Genomic DNA, 17,443 nt, shown 5'->3' with positions numbered 1-17,443 from the left:
GATTATGGATGAGACTTTGACGAAAGAAAACATCGTCCCGAAAGCGAAAAAGAGAAAACGGCAGCGGATAACCTGGTACCTCATCAAAAGTCAGCGGCAACTGATTTTTATGTCGGTCCCGTTATTGGCTTATATCATATTATTTGCTTATGTCCCGGTATGGGGCTGGACGATGGCGTTCCAAAATTACAAGCCCGCCAGAAGCTTCGGTCAGCAGGATTGGGTCGGCTTCAAGCAGTTCAAGTTTCTGTTTACGGATGACAGCTTTCTGCGCGTGCTGCGTAACACGCTCGGGATGAGTATCATCAACCTGGTGCTGGGCTTTGTAACGGCTATCGTTTTAGCTTTGTTGCTCAATGAAATCAAGAAGATTTTTTGGAAAAGAACCGTACAGACGATTTCTTATCTTCCGCACTTTTTGTCCTGGATCATCGTGACCGGGATCGTTGCTACTACCCTGGCTTCGGACGGGATCGTCAACGATATTCTGATGAGGCTGCATCTAATCAGCGAACCGATCCTTTGGCTTAGCGAAGGCAAGTATTTCTGGGGCGTCGTCGGCGCATCCCACGTCTGGAAAGAGGTCGGCTGGAACACGATCATTTATTTGGCGGCCATGGCAGCCATCGACCCGGCTCTATACGAAGCCGCGGATATCGACGGGGCGAGCCGCTACCGGAAGATGTTCCATGTCACGCTTCCCGGCATTAAACCAACCATCGTTATCCTGCTGATCATGTCCATCGGCCATATCCTGGAAGCCGGCTTCGAGGTTCAGTACCTGCTCGGCAACGGACTGGTCGTCGACTGGGCGGAAACGATCGATATCTTCGTACTGAAATACGGGATTGCTCAAGGCAACTACTCACTGGCTACCGCCGGCGGTATATTCAAAACGGTCGTTAGCGTAACCATGCTGCTCTTCGCGAACTGGATGGCTAAGCGACTAGGGGAAGAGAGGCTGTTATAGAGATGGCGAACCAATCGATCAGCCCAGAGCGAGTATCTGCTGCTGCTCTCAATAGACGGATAGGTAGAAGCCGAATTGAGCCGATTCTTTTTAATACGTTCAATACGATATTCATGATTTTTCTGGTCGTAGTCACGTTATATCCCTTCTTGAACACGATCGTCGTTTCCTTGAACGCCGGCAACGATACGATCCGCGGCGGGATCTACCTGTGGCCGAGACAATTTACGCTGCAGAACTACAAGGCGATATTCGCGTCCGGCACGATTTATGACGCGTTTGTCATCTCGGTGGCGAGAACGGTGATGTCGACGATTCTGAACATTTTCCTGACGACGATGCTGGCTTATACGCTAAGCCGGCGGGAATACGTATTTCGCAAGCCGATCACGTTCATCTTCGTGCTGACGATGTACTTTAACGCCGGTCTGATTCCGGGATACTTCCTGATGAAGGACCTGCATTTGATCAACACGTTCTGGGTATACGTGCTTCCTTCGATGATCAGCGCGTTTAACCTGATCGTCATCCGCACTTACATCGGGACGATTCCCGAAAGTCTGGTGGAATCGGCGAGAATCGACGGCGCCGGCGATTTCAAAATCTTCTGGACGATCATCTTCCCGCTGTGCAAACCCGTGCTTGCGACGATCGCGCTGTTCGTGGCCGTAGGCGCCTGGAACTCTTGGTTCGACGCTTTCCTGTACACCTCTTCGAAACAGGAGCTCAGTACCCTGCAGTACGAGCTTATGAAGCTGTTGTCCTCCAGCATGAATGCGAACAGCAATCCTGCCGTAGCCAACGGGGCGGGCGTGACCCAGGATTCCGCGATATCGATGGTAACCCCGTTATCCATCCGGGCTGCCGTAACCGTCGTGGCTTCCGTTCCGATCCTCCTGGTTTATCCGTTCATGCAAAAATACTTTGTCGTCGGACTTAACGTAGGGAGTGTTAAAGAATAGATGAATACATCGGCGGTTTCCTATTCGAATCCGATTTTACCCGGATTTTACCCCGACCCGAGCATCACTCGGGCCGGGGATGATTTTTATTTGATCAACAGCTCGTTTGAATACTTTCCGGGCGTGCCGATTTTCCACAGCCGGGACCTGATCCACTGGCAGCAAATCGGGCATGTGCTCGACCGGTCCAGCCAGCTGGACGTTCGCTCCTCCTTAAGCTCGGACGGGATCTATGCGCCGACGATCCGCTTTCATGGCGGCACGTTCTACATGATCACGACCGATGTGCGGGGGATCGGCAATTTTTACGTAACGGCCACGAACCCCGCCGGCCCTTGGTCCAACCCGATTCGGATCCCGTACGGAGGGATCGATCCGTCGCTGATGTTCGACGACGACGGCAAAGTTTACGTGACGGCGCAGCAGGGCGCGGATCTGGACTCCCATGCGATCCAATACGAAATCGACATCAAGACCGGCAAGGCGCTGACCGAACCGGTGGTGATCTGGAGAGGCGACGGGGGCCCATGGACGGAAGGTCCTCATCTGTACAAAATTCGCGGGATGTATTACATCATGACCGCCTCTGGCGGCACGGCCAAGGAGCATCGGGAAATCATCGGCCGCAGCTCCAATCCCTATGGGCCATTCGAGCTGTACCCGCAACCGATATTGACCCATCGCGGCATCGAGCACCCGATTCAATATCTGGGACATGCCGATTTGGTGGAGGATCGGGGCGGCGATTGGTGGGCCGTGTTCCTCGGCGTGCGGCTGGTCGATTCCGGTTATAGCGTGCTTGGCCGGGAAACGTTCCTGGCGCCGGTCGCCTGGACCGAGGACGGCTGGCCAATGATCGACAATAACGAGGGTACCGTGCAGCTCGAAATGAGCGTACCGCGGGTGCCGGGAACGACGCCGGCGTCTTCGACGACAGGCAAGGACGATTTTGACGATCGCAAGCTCTCGCCGGCCTGGACGTTTCTTCGGAATCCGGCGGAGGACAGCTGGTCCCTGGGCGAACGGCCGGGTTGGCTGGCGCTGAAAGGGCTCGCCGCCGGTTTGAACGACGTAAGCCCGGTCGCTTTTGCCGGCAGAAGGCAGCAGCAGGTTGAAGCGGAATGGAGTACCCTCCTGCATTTCGAGGGCGTCCGGGACGGGGAGGAAGCCGGCTTATGCGCCCGTCGGGATGAGTTCGCCCATTACGAGGTTTATCTGAAGCAGGAGGACGGCCGCAAGAAGATCGCCGCCAGGCTGACGGTCCGGGGTGAATCGAGAATCGCGGCGGAGGTGCCGATTGACACGGATCGGGTGTATTTGAAAATTCGCTCGGCTCTGACCTCCTATGCGCTTTTGTATTCCCTGGACGGTCTGGAGTGGAACGAGCTGGCGACGGGAACCGCCCAAGTGCTGTCCCCCGAGGACTTCGTCCGCAAGATGTGCTTTACCGGCGTGGTCATCGGTTTGTATGCGACGGGGAACGGGGTTGATTGCGCCGGGCGGGCTTGCTTTGACTGGTTTGAGGTCGGCTGATGGCGATCCTTGGAGTCCGGGGGGATTCCAAAGTAATCCTAAAGCAATCCCAAAGCACCCCCGGAGGTCAAGCAGATAGTCCCTAAAGTAGCGTTAGCGTAGAGATTAGCTGGAGCAAGTCCCGTTAAATTAACGGATATTGGGGATGGGTCTCATTTGCGCAAAACATTATACAGACGGAGGAGGCAGCAATCCATGAAACAGATCCATCCGGCGGAGCCGGCGCTAAAGGAACTGTTTGCGAACGACTTCAAAATCGGGGCGGCGGTCAATCCGTTGACGATCCGGACGCAGGAGCATCTATTGGCCCATCATTTCAACAGTATCACCGCCGAAAACGAGATGAAATTTGCCAGCGTTCACCCGGAGGAAGATACCTATACGTTTGAGGCTGCCGACCGGTTGGTCGACTTCGCGCGGAAGCACGGTTTGGCCATGCGCGGACATACGCTGGTCTGGCATAATCAGACGACCGACTGGCTGTTTCGGGATCGCCAGGGCGGGCCGGTCACCAAACAGGCGTTGATGGAGCGTATCCGGGAGCATATCCATACGGTGGTTGGCCGGTACAAAGACGATATCTATGCTTGGGACGTCGTCAATGAAGTTATCGCCGATGAGGGCGAAGCCCCGCTGCGCACTTCGAAGTGGACGGAGACCGCCGGTCCGGCGTTCATCGCCAAGGCGTTCGAATATGCGCATGAGGCCGATCCCCAGGCCGTCCTGTTTTATAACGACTACAACGAATCGAATCCGCAAAAGCGCGATAAAATCTATGCGCTGGCGAAGTCCCTGCTGGAGCAGGGCGCGCCGATCCACGGGATCGGGCTGCAGGCGCATTGGAACCTGTTCGATCCGTCCCTGGACGATATCCGGGCGGCGATCGAGAAGTACGCTTCCCTTGGGCTGCAGCTTCAACTCACGGAACTGGATGTTTCGATGTTTCGATTCGACGACAAGCGAACCGACCTGATCCAGCCCGAGCCGGGAATGATGGAGCGCCAGGCCGAAGTCTATGAAGCCGTGTTCCGGCTGCTGAAGGAGTACCGGGACGTAATCAGCGGAGTCACCTTCTGGGGGGCGGCGGACGACTATACGTGGCTGGACGATTTCCCGGTTTGCGGCCGGAAGAACTGGCCGTTTCTGTTCGACGCCCGGCACCGGCCGAAGGCGGCATACGACCGCGTCGCCGCGCTGGCCGCAAAATAGCCTTCGTGCTATCGAGGAAGAAGCGCCCTCCGGCGGGGGTGTTCCTTCCTGATTACCTAAAGGCACTCCATGGGAGGAACTTCAGATGATAAGCGAGAGCTCATTATATAAAGCCTGGCTGCAATACGGCGCGAAGCCGGAGGGGGCGGCGTTCCTCAAATATAGGCGGCTGCTTGGGAGCGTAGCCGTTGCCGGGGAGGTTTCCGGCGTGCTGGCCACTGCGGTGAGCGAGCTGATGGCAGGAGTGCAAGCGATGTTGGGACTGACGCCGGTGATGCTGAACGAGATCCCTGCGGAGGGACCTTGCTTGACCGTGCGAACGGAATCGGAATCGGCGGAAGAGTCGGCGGGTGCCGTCTCAAGACGTTGGGAAACCGGCCGGGACGCTTACGCGCTGAGGTTCGTTTCAGCGGGCGGTAGCGAGCGGCTGGAACTGACGGGCGGCTCGCCGGCGGGAGTGCTGTACGGCGTGTTCCACCTGCTTTTCGCCATCGCGCGGGGGCTTAAGCCGGAACGTTTGGCGGCCGAGGAACGCCCGGCCAACCAACTGCGAATGATCAACCAATGGGATAATGCGGACGGTTCGATCGAGCGGGGATATGCAGGAGGATCGATTTTTTACCGGGACGGGGAGATCGTGCGGGATATGCGGCGGATTCGGGACTACGCACGCTTGCTTGCTTCGGTGGGGATCAATGCGATCTCGATCAATAATGTGAATGTCCATGAACGGGAGACGCGGTTTATAACCGAAGAAGGATTGCCCGAGGTTGCTCGTGTGGCCAAGGTATTTCGCGAGTACGGCATAACGCTGTTTCTTAGTGCCAATTTTGCCGCTCCTCTTTCGGTTGGCGGTTTGGACACGGCCGATCCCCTGGATAACGGCGTACGTCGGTGGTGGGCGGGAACCGCAGAGCGGATCTACCGGCATATTCCGGATTTCGGCGGGTTCGTGGTGAAGGCCGACTCCGAGCATCGTCCGGGTCCGTTCGCTTACGGGCGGGACCATGCCGACGGCGCCAATATGCTGGCGGATGCGCTGGCACCGTACGGCGGGCTCGTCATTTGGCGCTGTTTCGTATACAACTGCATGCAGGACTGGCGGGACCGCTCGACTGATCGGGCGCGGGCCGCTTACGATCACTTCAAGCCGCTCGACGGCAAATTCCGCGATAACGTGCTGCTGCAGATCAAAAACGGGCCGATGGATTTCCAAGTCCGGGAGCCGGTTTCGCCGCTGTTCGGTGCGATGCGGCAGACGAACCAGATGATCGAATTCCAAATTACGCAGGAGTATACGGGACAGCAACGCCATCTTTGCTATCTGGTTCCGCAATGGAAGCAGGTGCTGGACTTCGAGACGCATGCCGCGGACGAGAGGGCAACGGTCAAGCAAGTGGTGGCGGGCTCCATCTTCGGCATGAAATACAGCGGCGTGGCGGCGGTGTCGAACATCGGCAACGATGATTGCTGGACGGGACATCCGTTGGCACAGGCGAATTTGTTCGGGTATGGCCGGCTGACCTGGAACCCGAGGTTGTCCGCGGAAGCGGTGGCCGAGGAATGGACCGGTCTCACCTTCGGCACGGATCCGGTCGTCATGGGCACGATCACGCGAATGCTGATGGCCTCGTGGCCGATTTACGAGAGCTATACGGCGCCGCTGGGCGTAGGTTGGATGGTGGTGCCGCATTACCATTACGGGCCTGATGTGGACGGGTACGAGTACTCGCGCTGGGGAACGTATCATTTTGCCGACCGGGACGGAATTGGGGTCGACCGGACGGTAGCGACGGGGACGGGGTACTCGTCGCAGTATTTCAGCCCGAACAGGGAAATGTACGATTCGTTGGAAGGATGCCCGGATGAGCTGCTGCTGTTTTTCCACCATGTGCCTTACAACCATCGGCTGCGCTCGGGGAAAACGGTCATCCAGCATATCTATGACGCGCATTTTGCCGGAGCCGATGCGGCGGAAGAACTGAAGCGGACTTGGGATGCGCCGGGACTGCGGGACTACGTCGATCCGGTGCGGCATGCGGCGGTAGCGGCCCGGCTCGCCGAACAGGCCGAGCATGCCAAACATTGGAGGGACGTGATCAACACGTATTTCTTCCGAAAATCCGGGGTGCCGGATGCGGAGGGCAGAACGATTTATTAGGCGGGGAAAAGCAAAGGGGAAAACGCTTTATTTCGGGAGCGCGTTCAGTGTAAAATGAGAGAGGTCCTTCCTATTGGAAGGGCCTCTCTGACAGTATTAGCAACCTATTGGCTCGGGTTCACGCACACGTGCTTCCCGAGAAGTATCGCAATGAAGTCTATGCTTACAAAATTTGAGGAGGATAAACCGATGAAATACCGGGAACTTGGAAATACCGGGCTGCAGGTCAGCGAAGTCAGCTTCGGCACATGGGCTATCGGCGGAAGCTGGGGCAACACGAATGATGAAGAGGCTTTGAAAGGCCTGGATAAAGCGATCGGGGAAGGCGTCAATTTCTTCGATACGGCCGATGTATACGGGGACGGGCATGCCGAGCGGCTCTTGGCCAAAGCGACGAAAGGGAAGGAAGATGAGATTCATGTCGCCACCAAGTTTTGCCGGGCCGGGGATATTCACGATCTCGAGACCTATTCCGAAGCGCGCGTCCGGGCGTACTGCGAAGCCAGCTTGAAGCGGCTGGAGCGCGAACGCATCGACCTGTACCAGATCCACTGCCCGCCGTTTGAGGTTCTGAAGGACGGGCGCGTGTTCGAGGTGCTGGACAAGCTGCAGGCCGAGGGCAAAATCCGTCATTACGGCGTCAGCGTGGAAACGGTGGAGGAGGGATTGTTCTGCCTGGACGTTCCCGGCGTCAAAGCGCTGCAGGTGATCTTCAACCTGTTCCGCCAAAAACCGCTTACGCAGCTGCTGCCGAAGGCGCAGGAGTCCGGCGTCGGCATCCTGGTCCGGCTGCCGCTGGCCAGCGGTCTGCTGACCGGCAAATTCAAGCCGGACACCACGTTTGCCGCGGACGACCACCGCAGCTTCAACGCCAACGGCGAGCAGTTTAACGTCGGCGAGACGTTTGCGGGCCTCCCGTTCGCCAAGGGCGTGGAGCTGGCGGCGCAGCTGGAGTGGATCGCCGAAGGCCGGGGCGACATGGCCCGCGCGGCGATGCGCTGGATCCTCGATCAGCGGGAAGTCACTTGCGCGATTCCCGGCTTCCGCAATGTGCGCCAAGTCGAGGACAACCTCGGGGCGATCGGCGTGCCTTCGTTCAGCGAAGCCGAACTGCTGCGGTTGGCCGCTTTTTACCAAAACGAAGTGGCGCAGCATATTCGCGGAGCGTACTGATCGGTTTGGATCGGCTCGGGGCAGGGTGGATTCGCTTTCCCATGAAATAAGGGAAAAAAGTGGCCTTATATCGCCCCATTCCATGCTTTCCGGGCAAATAGGGGAATAAAAGGGCCCTATTTTTGGGGGAGGGCGGCAATAAGGGCAGTTTTGACCGCTTATCCCGAAAATAAGGCCAAAAAGTTCCCTTATTTAAAGCAACTCGAGTAATTTTGGAAATAAGGGTATTATTTACCGCTATTTTAGACCAAGGGCTGCGAGCGGATCCAGAATCGCTTCCAAACGCAAAAGCCTCCCACCCAGCCTGATTCAGGCTTGATGGGGGGCTTTTGCGCGTTCTGCGTTGGCCGCTTGCTCCATGCGCAGGGTATCGCGCCAGCTGCAGTAGGTATCCCACGGGCTCCCGCTATCCAGCAGCGCCTTGCAGGTGTAAATGCCTTCCTCGACGGAATCGACGCGTCCGGCCAACTCCAGGCGGACGGCCCCGTTCAGCAGCACCTGGTTGACATAGGCCGGATGCGCCTTGCCCTGCAGCACCTGTTCGGTGACGGACAGCTGCTTGGCCGCCGTCCAGGCCGCCTCGTGTTCCTCCGGCAGCGGGGTATCCAGACCGTACGTCTCCGGATCGATCAAATGCAGCTTTGCTTGGCCGCCGTCGACCACGTACGTCCGGGTCGGCCGGTCGATGAACAGGTCCTCCGAGCCCTGAGCCCCCTGCACGATCAGCGCCTTGCGGTAATCGAACTCCTGGATCAGCTGAGCCATCCGGTCAAATACCGTGTTATGGTATACGCCGTAGACCAAATAAGGGGAATCGCTGTAGTCCAACAGCTTTTCGATCGTATTCAGAATCGTCCGCAGCCCCAGTTCTTCGCGAATCGGGCGGAGCTTCGCGAGCGGCGGGCACCAGACCTCCGCCGGCACGAACCGGACGCCGGCGAAATCCGCCGGACGGGCGGAAGGCGCCCATTCCATCAGGCTGCCGTCGACGCCCAGCTCGCCGAGCAGATCGGTCAGCGTTACGCCCCATTTAGGCGGGAGCGTACGGGTGCCGTGCAGCGTGACCGGCAGCCCTCCGGCGGCGAGCAAGAAAGAGGTAGCGAACGTCGCCATATAGGAGGTGGTCCGGCCGTCGTAAGGTCCGGCGCAGTCCAGCCCCTGCGGAATAGGCGAACGGTGGGCGTGTTTGCGGAAGACGGCCACGAACGCCTTCAGTTCGTCGACGCTCTCCAGCTTGATCCGCTGCGCCATGAAAAACGCGCCGATTTGCGCCGATGTCGCTTCACCGCTAACGATCAGCTCGGCTGCCGACGCCGCCTCTTCGTAAGTCAAATCGCGGGCGCCTCTTTTACCTCGGCCTACTTCCTTCAGGATCTCTGTCATCGTCATCGGGAGCCCTCCTTTTATTTATCATCGAAATTTCAAAAGTTTCGTTTTTCAGCACCGAAGCGTATGCTTCTGATGTGCGTTTTTTCAAAACGCTTTAGTTGGATGGCTAGGGACACCTGGCAGCGCGGCTGCGTAACGGACCGTAAAGACCTTATTTGCCCATTTCCCGGCTATTTCCCGCCGTAACGGACTCCAGCGATCTTATTGAACTTTCATGGCGGCCAATTCACCGCTTTTGACCGAAATAAGATCTCCTCGGTCCGTTAAGAATCGGAAACTACCCTAAAGTGGGCCAATAGCGCTTCTGGTGTCCGTTAGCCTGCCGGAAGCTGTGCAGGATACATCCTTCGGAAGCATACGCTAGTCCCGGCTGAATCCAAGATTCGGCGTCGAATCATCTTCTGTTGAACTACTTCTCAAAATTTCAATTGCTGGTGGGCTTTGACGACCGAGGTCGCCACATCCACCATCCGTTTGCGTTCGTTCATCGCCCGCTTGCGCAGCATGTCGTAAGCTTCCGCTTCGGACACCTTGTTGACGTCGCACAGGATGCTTTTGGCCATATCGATCCATTTCCGCTCCTCCAGCCGGGAGACCAGTTGGGCCTTTTCGTCCTGCCAAGCCTGCCGTTCAAAAAAACGCTTGGCGCCGAAATGCAGCGTCCAATGGACCTCCTGCGCGGTCATGCTGGGGGTGAGGAGGCCGTCGATCGGCACCTCCGTTTCGCAGGCTTCCAGCGAGGCGGCCGCCACTTCGGGACTGCACCACCAGAGTAGCGGGAGCGCCTTCCATTTCAGCAGCAGCTCGCCCCAGCGCTCGATGTCCCCCATGGGCATGTCGAGCACGGCGGCATCGATCTCCCGGATCCTTTTGCGGATTTGCGATTCCTGGCAGGAGGCGAGAACCTGATACCCGCTCGTTTTCAGCATGATTTCGGGTTCAGCCAAGGGCAAAGGCTTCGGAGGAGCCGAAGGAACGGCCCCGGGCACAATAGCTTCGCGAATGACTAATAAGAAGCGCATCGAGAGGTAATCCCTCCTATCCATGACGAACTTTTCTATACCCAGAGGGTGGTTGCGGCTTTAAAGCGGAAAAGGGTTAAGACGAATGGGGTTGATTTGTTGCGGAAAGAAAACTCACATCATAGTTTGAATTTTAAATGATAAATGTATTTTCGCGCCTTTTTTCAGAAAAATCAATACAAATGTTATAAAAACTAACATAAAAATTTGTATATTTAATTTTATGTAATGTATATTGACATTGACGCAATCCTTTTATATAGTAAATGACAACCAATTGCATTTTTCAAAGTTTATCAATTCAATATTAAAATGTCGGATACAATGGGGTATCCGAGAGGAAGCGGCAATGGAGCCTGTCTTCGCCATCCACGGAAAGCGTGTCTTTCTGCTGGCGAAGCGGGCTTTTTCTGTTTTTTTGGCGATAACCGAAAGGGGAGACGGAGATGAACCAGAAGAAAAAAATGGTGCTGGTCGGTAACGGAATGGCGGGGATGCGGACGGTGGAGCATGTGCTCAAGCTGGCCCCCGATGCTTATGAAATTACGGTGTTCGGCGCGGAGCCGCACCCGAATTACAACCGGATTATGCTGTCCTCGGTGTTGGCCGGCGGGGCGGATATGAAGGAGATCGTGATCAACGACCTGGCATGGTACGGGGAAAACCGGATCCGGCTGCACTTGGGCGATGCCGTGGCGCAGATTCATACCGCAAACCGGAAGGTTGTATCGGAATCGGGAACCGCAGCCGATTACGATGTGCTGATCATGGCAACCGGCTCCAATCCGTTTATCCTGCCGATCCCGGGGGCGCGCAAAGAAGGCGTCATCGGGTTCCGGGACATCAAAGACTGCGAACTGATGATGGAGGCGTCCCGCAAATATAAGAAGGCCGCCGTCATCGGCGGCGGACTGCTCGGGCTGGAGGCGGCCCGCGGGCTGCTGCATCTGGGCATGGACGTGTCCGTCGTGCATATCCACCCTTATTTAATGGAACGTCAGCTCGACGAGCCGGCCTCGCGGATGCTGCAGCTTGAGCTGGAGGCGCAGGGCATGAAATTCCTGCTGCAGAAGCAAACGGCAAGCATTTACGGCGGACGCCGCGCCGAGGGGTTGGAATTCGCCGACGGCAGCACGCTGGCGGCCGATCTCGTCGTTATGGCCGTGGGCATCAAACCTAACATCGAGCTGGCCAAGGAAGCGGGGTTGGACGTAGGACGGGGGATCATCGTCAATGACTACTTGGAGACGAGCGCGCCTGGCGTCTATGCGGTCGGCGAATGCGCCGAGCACCGCGGCATCGCCTATGGGCTGGTCGCCCCGCTATATGAGCAGGGCAGCGTGCTGGCCAAGCGCCTGGTCGGCGTAGAAACGGCGGGCTACGAAGGCTCCGTCACATCCACCAAGCTGAAGGTTTCGGGCGTGGACGTATTCTCCGCCGGTTACTTCAACGATGCGCCGGGAACCCGCTCGCTGCGCATCCAGGACGAACTCGAAGGCACGTACCGCAAAATCGTGCTCCAGGACGACAGGCTTGTCGGCGCGGTGTTGTTCGGCGATACGACGGACGGCAGCTCGTTGTTCGCCAAAATCAAAAGCGGCGAATCGGTGGCCGGCAAAGAGAAGGAACTGCTGCTCGGATATACCCCGGGCCAAGGGGCGGGCGTTTCGCCCAACGCTAAGCTGGCGGCGATGGCGGGCGACGAGATCATTTGCGGCTGCAACGGCGTAACCAAAAGTACGATCGTCGATGCGGTGAAAAACGGCTGCTCGAGCGTGGGCGAGATCAAGGCCTGCACCAAGGCCTCCGGCTCCTGCGGCGGCTGCAAGCCGCTCGTGGAAGGGCTGCTGCATCTATATGCGGAAGGCGATGTCAAAGAGGCGAAGGAAGGCATCTGCGGCTGCACGCCGCTCGGTCGCGAGGAAATCATCGCCGGCATTAAGGAGATGGGCCTCAAGAGCGTCAAAGAGGTCATGAACGTGCTGGAATGGCGCGTGGCCGAGGGCTGCTCCAAATGCCGTCCGGCGCTGAACTACTACCTGGGCATGCTGTGGCCGGCCGAATACGTTGATGAAAAAGAGTCCCGTTTCGCCAACGAACGTTACCATGCGAATATCCAAAAAGACGGCACGTTCTCCGTCGTGCCCCGCATTTACGGCGGCGTCACCTCTCCGGCGGACCTCAAGCGGATCGCGGCGGTTGCGGAGAAATACAATGTACCGATGGTGAAATTCACCGGCGGACAACGGATCGACCTGCTCGGCGTCAAGAAAGAGGACCTGCCGAAGGTATGGGAAGAGCTGGACATGGCCTCGGGCCATGCGTACGGCAAAGCGCTACGTACGGTGAAAACCTGCGTCGGCTCGACCTTTTGCCGGTTCGGCACCCAGGATTCGATCGGCATGGGCATCCGGATGGAGAAAGCGTTCGAGCGGCTGAACACGCCGGGCAAGGTGAAGCTGGCGGTCTCGGGTTGCCCCCGCAACTGCGCGGAAGCCACGATCAAGGACCTTGGCGTCGTCGCCATCGACGGCGGGTGGGAGCTCTACGTCGGAGGCAACGGCGGCGTGAAGGTCCGGGCGGCGGAGCTGCTCTGCACCGTGAAGACCGAAGACGAGGTGATCGAATGGACGGCCGCCTTCTTGCAGCATTACCGCGAGCAAGCCAGCTGGAACGAACGTACCGCGGGGTGGGTGGAACGCGTCGGGCTGGAGGCGATCAAGACCGTGCTGGAGAACGCCGAGGAACGGCAGGCGCTGGCCGCCCGGATCGAAGAGACGCTCAGCCGGACGACCGACCCATGGAAGGAAATCATCGAAAACGAAGAGCTGCGCAAAAACTTCGAACCGCTGGAAAATGTTCAGCTGCAAAACTTATAATACTGCGTGTTCAAAAGGCAGGTTTTCAGCACCGAAGCTTAGGCTTCCGATGTGCGTTTGCAAAACACTAAGCCTATGCTTTCGAAGCGCGTTTTTTCAAAACGCTTGAGGTCGGATGAAGCCAGGGACACTGACACTCGGTAGCGCGGCTGCGTAACGGACCGTAAAGACCCTATTTGCCCATTTCCCGGCTATTTCCCGCTGTAACGGACTCCAGAGACCTTATTGGGCTCTCATGGCGGCCATTTCGCCGCTTTTGACCGAAATAAGGTCTCCACGGTCCGTTAGAATCGGAGACTACCCTAAAGCGGGCCAATAGCGTTTCTGGTGTCCGTTAGCTCGCCGGAAGCTGCGCAGGAACCGGCTTCGGAAGCCTCCGCTTGGCCCGGCTGAATTCAAGATTCGATGTCGAGTCCTCTTCTGGAATAGCATCGTGATCGAAAAATGACTTTTTGAACTACCTTTAATAAGAGAAGTAGGGGGAAGAGACCATGCTGACAAAAATACAGGTAGCCCGTTTGGATGACATCGACCGGTTGGGATCCCGGACGGCCATGATCGAAGGCAAAGAGATCGCGATCTTCCGTCTCAGCGACGGCAGCGTTCGGGCGATGGAAAACCGCTGTCCGCATAAAGCGGGGAAATTGTCGGAAGGGATGGTGTGCGGCTCGAACGTGCACTGTCCCCTCCATGACTGGAAGATCGATTTGCACAGCGGCCGCGTGCAGGAGCCGGATCACGGCGCCGTGACCGTATACGAAACCGAAGTGGATGAAGCAACCGGAGCTATTTATATATCGCTGTAGATGATTTCGCCATAGACAAAGGAGTGGACGAACCATGGATTACGTCAAACCGGGGGAAGTACTGGGTTCGATGATCGAGACGGGAGAAAATAAAGCAAAGCTCAGCATCCTGCAAATGCTGGTGAAAGGGTTTTTGGGCGGAGCGATCCTCGCCTTCGCCACGACACTGGCGTTTACCGCGACGCAGCAGACGACGCTGGGGATCGTCGGGGCGTTGGTGTTTCCCGTCGGGTTCGTCATGATCGTGCTGCTCGGCCTCGAGCTCGTGACCGGCAGCTTCGCGTTGATCCCGCTAGCCCTGCTGGAGCGGAGAATCCCGCTGTCCCGCATGCTGGCGAATTTCGGCTGGGTCATTCTCGGCCATCTGATCGGGTGCGCCGTTTATGCGATATTGTATGGACTGACAATTACGAAAATGGGCACCGATATGAGCCATCCGCTCGTACAGACGCTCATCCAGACCAGCGAAGCCAAGACGCTTGCTTATAAACATATGGGCGCAAGCGGACTGGGTCTCGTCACCATCAAGGCGGTGCTCTGCAACTGGATGGTCACGCTGGGCGTGGTGATGGCGATGACCTCGAAATCGACGTCCGGAAAAATCGCGGCGATGTGGCTGCCGATCCTGATCTTCTTCGCGCAGGGCTTCGAACACGCCGTCGTCAATATGTTCGTCATTCCGGCGGGGATGATGCTGGGGGCGAACGTGAGCTTTGCGGATTGGTGGCTGTGGAATCAGATTCCCGTATTAATCGGCAACTTCCTGGGCGGCGTCGTATTTACCGGGTTGATGCTGTACGTCTCGCAAAAAGGCATACACCCGGCCAAGGCGGAGCACCGCGGCAAGGATGAAGTACCGGAGCGCGGCGCCTTGGTCGTGGCGGGGGAACGCCTATGACCGAGCCGGGAACGGTATGCATCGTCGGAGCGGGGCCGGGCGATCCCGAGTTGATCACGATTAAGGCGGTGAAGCGGCTGCGGGAGGCCGAGGTCATTTTGTACGACCGGCTCGTAAACGAAGAACTGCTGGCGTATGCCGGGCCGTGGACGGAGCTGGTCTATTGCGGCAAAGCTCCGGGGCAGCACGCGGTCCCGCAGGAGGAGATCAACCGCCGGTTGATCGCATATGCGCTGGAAGGCAAACGGGTGGTGCGCCTGAAAGGCGGCGATCCGTTCGTCTTCGGACGCGGCGGCGAGGAGGCGCTGGCGCTGGCGGCCGGGGGAATCCCGTTCGAGGTGATTCCCGGCATTACGTCGGCGCTGGGCGCGGCGGCTTCCGCCGGGGTGCCGCTGACGCACCGCGGCGTGGCCGCTTCCTTCGCCTGCGTGACGGGCAGCCGCTGCCACGGCGACAACCGGCCGGTTCGCTGGGACCTGCTTGCGCATAGCGTCGATACGCTGGCAATCTACATGGGCGTCGGCCAGATCAAGGAGATCCGCGGCGAGCTGCTCAGCCACGGTAAACCGGCCTCCACGCCGGTGGCGCTGATCGAAGGCGGGACGACCCGCAGGCAGCGCACCTTCACCTGCACCTTGGGCGACATGCACAAACTGGCCGCCGCGGTGAAGCTGAGCAATCCGGCGCTGATCATCGTCGGCGAGGTCGCCGCCGTCCGCGAGCAGCTTCAGCAGTTTGAACGCCAGGCGGAAGCGTATTACGGTTCCTGAAATGGTTGAAGGAGTTTGCCTAGTTCGCCTCGCATGACGAACAGCTCGTTTGCTGCATAAAAGGCGGTGCAAGGGATAAATCCTGTGGCAATAACGCCAATGCAAGGCAATAGCAAAAAGCCAAGGGGCCGCGCGAAAAACGCGATCTCTTGGCTTTTTTGCGAACCTGAGGCGGGAACGTTAGCGGGGCTGGCGTGCCTTTACTTCGCCTCGGCGCTCAAGGCGAGCAGTTCGCTCACCGTCACGAGCCGGTACCCTTCTTCCGTTAATTCATGGGCCAGGATTCGGATGGCCTCTACCGTTTGTGAACGGTCGTCGAAGCCGTCGTGGAACAGCAAAATGCTGCCCGGCCGGACCTGTTCTCTGGTTTTGTCCACGATGTGCCGGACCCCGGGCATCTCCCAGTCCTTGGCCGCCCCGTTGACCGCCCCGATGGCGGGATAGCCGAATTCGCCGGCCGTGATGGCTGCCACCGGCTCGTTCGTATCGAGGTACGGCGGCCGGTATACCTTGGGTTTCGCGCCGGTCGCCTGCACGATCAGCTCCTCCGTTTGCTTCAGCTCCCGGCGGCATTCCACCGGGCCGAGCTCAGGCAGATGCGGGTGCGTATAGGTATGGTTGCCGATCTCATGGCCTTGCTCGTGGACGGCCCTCGCGGTTTCGGGGCTCTTCTCCATCTGCGTGCCGATCATGAAGAAGGTCGCCTTTCCCCGGACTTCCCGGAGGATTTCGAGTACCTGCGGGGTGTATAGCGGGTTCGGGCCGTCGTCGAACGTAAAGGCTACGGCTTTTTCCCGAATCGGAACTTCATCGATCACTTGGTAGCTTGGCATGTGTATGCATCTCCTTTAGCTTGGTAAGGGTAAGAAGCGTGTCCCGAAAATAACGTTCGAAAATAGCGGAACTTTAGGGGCTTATTTTCCGAATTTGAGCCTGATCATCACCAATAGCGGAACTTTTTAGCCTTATTTTTTAATGAACGGTGAAAAAACTGTGATTTCCTAGCGATTTACGAAAATAGCGCCATAAAATTCCTCTATTTCGCTCAACATGGGGAAGATCGCAGAAATAACGCCATTTTTTTCCCTTATCTTCTCGCTTGAGGCTTTCAACCGGCTAGCTTTGTAGCTTCTCCAAACTTTTGCTTGCCGGTTTGCTCACGTTATTTCAGGAAACGTCTACTAGGTTAGTCGCTTTGCTGTCCGCAGAATTCTTAATGCGGACTCCTGGCGATTCAGAGAACCCACTCGGAGACGTAGTCGCGCGATTGGCCGCCTTCCCAGGTCAGGGCGATCTTCAGCTTGTAGCGACCGGCCGCCCGGCGACCCGAAGGGGCCGGGGCGGCGTGGGCCGCAGGCGGCGGCTCGGGGAAGGCGAGCCGCTGCACGTCCTCGCCCGCGCGGGGAACGGTGCCGGTAGCCGCCGCCCGGCCGATCAGCCGGTCGTCTTCGCCGTAGAGCGAGACGACCATGGCGTACCGGCAGCTGAACCGCGCGCCGGCGTCCAGCAGACCGATCTGCGCGATGAGCGGCAGATCGGGGACATCGCTGCGCCGCAGCGACGGCCGGACGGCGAGCCGGTCCGGCCGACCTTCTTGCTCATCGGCACGTTGACTTCGGCGCGAATGTTCCGCACGGCGCGAATGACGTCGATCAGCAGGTTCATTTCCTG

General features: G+C 58.0%; 15 protein-coding genes. 10 read left to right on the top strand and 5 right to left on the bottom strand.

What is annotated here, in order from left to right:
* The first annotated feature begins 4 nt into the window (after positions 1-4).
* From ACQ4N8_RS22850 to ACQ4N8_RS22825, 6 genes are all read left to right on the top strand, one after another.
* Positions 5-970, top strand: a complete 966-nt coding sequence (locus tag ACQ4N8_RS22850) for an ABC transporter permease (protein ID WP_430706654.1) — start codon at positions 5-7, stop codon at positions 968-970.
* Positions 971-972: 2 nt separating this feature from the next.
* Positions 973-1,932, top strand: a complete 960-nt coding sequence (locus ACQ4N8_RS22845; RefSeq protein ID WP_430706653.1) for a carbohydrate ABC transporter permease — start codon at positions 973-975, stop codon at positions 1,930-1,932.
* Positions 1,933-3,465 (top strand): glycoside hydrolase family 43 protein, encoded by a 1,533-nt coding sequence (locus ACQ4N8_RS22840; RefSeq protein WP_430706652.1) that lies wholly within the window; start codon positions 1,933-1,935, stop codon positions 3,463-3,465.
* 195 nt (positions 3,466-3,660) lie between these two features.
* A complete protein-coding gene (locus ACQ4N8_RS22835; RefSeq protein WP_430706651.1) occupies positions 3,661-4,674 on the top strand; it encodes an endo-1,4-beta-xylanase in 1,014 nt (337 codons plus the stop codon).
* 85 nt (positions 4,675-4,759) lie between these two features.
* A complete protein-coding gene (locus ACQ4N8_RS22830) occupies positions 4,760-6,835 on the top strand; it encodes an alpha-glucuronidase family glycosyl hydrolase (RefSeq protein WP_430706650.1) in 2,076 nt (691 codons plus the stop codon).
* 189 nt (positions 6,836-7,024) lie between these two features.
* Positions 7,025-8,008, top strand: a complete 984-nt coding sequence (locus ACQ4N8_RS22825; protein ID WP_430706649.1) for an aldo/keto reductase — start codon at positions 7,025-7,027, stop codon at positions 8,006-8,008.
* A 309-nt stretch (positions 8,009-8,317) separates the two neighbouring features.
* Here the strand turns inward: ACQ4N8_RS22825 and ACQ4N8_RS22820 are convergent, their stop codons facing one another.
* On the bottom strand, positions 8,318-9,397 hold the full coding sequence (locus ACQ4N8_RS22820) for an anthranilate phosphoribosyltransferase (RefSeq protein ID WP_430706648.1): 1,080 nt from the start codon (positions 9,395-9,397) through the stop codon (positions 8,318-8,320).
* Between the two features lie 416 nt (positions 9,398-9,813).
* The gene (locus ACQ4N8_RS22815) at positions 9,814-10,419 is read right to left on the bottom strand and encodes an ANTAR domain-containing response regulator (RefSeq protein ID WP_430706647.1); all 606 of its coding nucleotides are present in this window, start codon (positions 10,417-10,419) and stop codon (positions 9,814-9,816) included.
* Between the two features lie 446 nt (positions 10,420-10,865).
* Here ACQ4N8_RS22815 and nirB point away from each other — a divergent pair, with 446 nt between their 5' ends.
* The 4 genes from nirB to cobA all read left to right on the top strand — a co-directional run bounded on the left by nirB (position 10,866) and on the right by cobA (position 15,772).
* Complete coding sequence (nirB, locus tag ACQ4N8_RS22810; protein ID WP_430706646.1) at positions 10,866-13,298, top strand: nitrite reductase large subunit NirB; 2,433 nt, start codon at positions 10,866-10,868, stop codon at positions 13,296-13,298.
* 491 nt (positions 13,299-13,789) lie between these two features.
* The gene (nirD, locus tag ACQ4N8_RS22805; RefSeq protein WP_430706645.1) at positions 13,790-14,104 is read left to right on the top strand and encodes a nitrite reductase small subunit NirD; all 315 of its coding nucleotides are present in this window, start codon (positions 13,790-13,792) and stop codon (positions 14,102-14,104) included.
* Positions 14,105-14,138: 34 nt separating this feature from the next.
* Entirely contained in the window at positions 14,139-15,002 is an 864-nt protein-coding gene (locus tag ACQ4N8_RS22800) for a formate/nitrite transporter family protein (RefSeq protein ID WP_430706644.1), read from the top strand.
* Positions 14,999-15,772 carry a uroporphyrinogen-III C-methyltransferase gene (gene cobA / locus ACQ4N8_RS22795; RefSeq protein WP_430706643.1) on the top strand — a complete coding sequence of 258 codons (774 nt, stop codon included), beginning with the start codon at positions 14,999-15,001 and terminating at the stop codon, positions 15,770-15,772. The genes ACQ4N8_RS22800 and cobA overlap by 4 nt, the downstream gene beginning before the upstream one ends.
* 200 nt (positions 15,773-15,972) lie before the next feature.
* Here the strand turns inward: cobA and ACQ4N8_RS22790 are convergent, their stop codons facing one another.
* The 3 genes from ACQ4N8_RS22790 to ACQ4N8_RS22780 form a co-directional block, all read right to left on the bottom strand.
* A complete protein-coding gene (locus tag ACQ4N8_RS22790) occupies positions 15,973-16,605 on the bottom strand; it encodes a polysaccharide deacetylase family protein (protein WP_430706642.1) in 633 nt (210 codons plus the stop codon).
* 401 nt (positions 16,606-17,006) lie between these two features.
* Positions 17,007-17,243 (bottom strand): hypothetical protein, encoded by a 237-nt coding sequence (locus tag ACQ4N8_RS22785; protein WP_430706641.1) that lies wholly within the window; start codon positions 17,241-17,243, stop codon positions 17,007-17,009.
* Positions 17,207-17,443 (bottom strand): hypothetical protein (locus ACQ4N8_RS22780; RefSeq protein ID WP_430706672.1); only part of this gene is annotated, 237 nt, incomplete at its 5' end. The genes ACQ4N8_RS22780 and ACQ4N8_RS22785, both read right to left, overlap by 37 nt.

Source organism: Paenibacillus macerans, assembly GCF_050565405.1.
In the GTDB taxonomy this organism is placed as follows: domain Bacteria; phylum Bacillota; class Bacilli; order Paenibacillales; family Paenibacillaceae; genus Fontibacillus; species Fontibacillus macerans_B.
The sequence above is the reverse complement of the archived record's forward strand: the minus strand, read 5'-3'. Positions and strand labels throughout refer to the sequence as shown.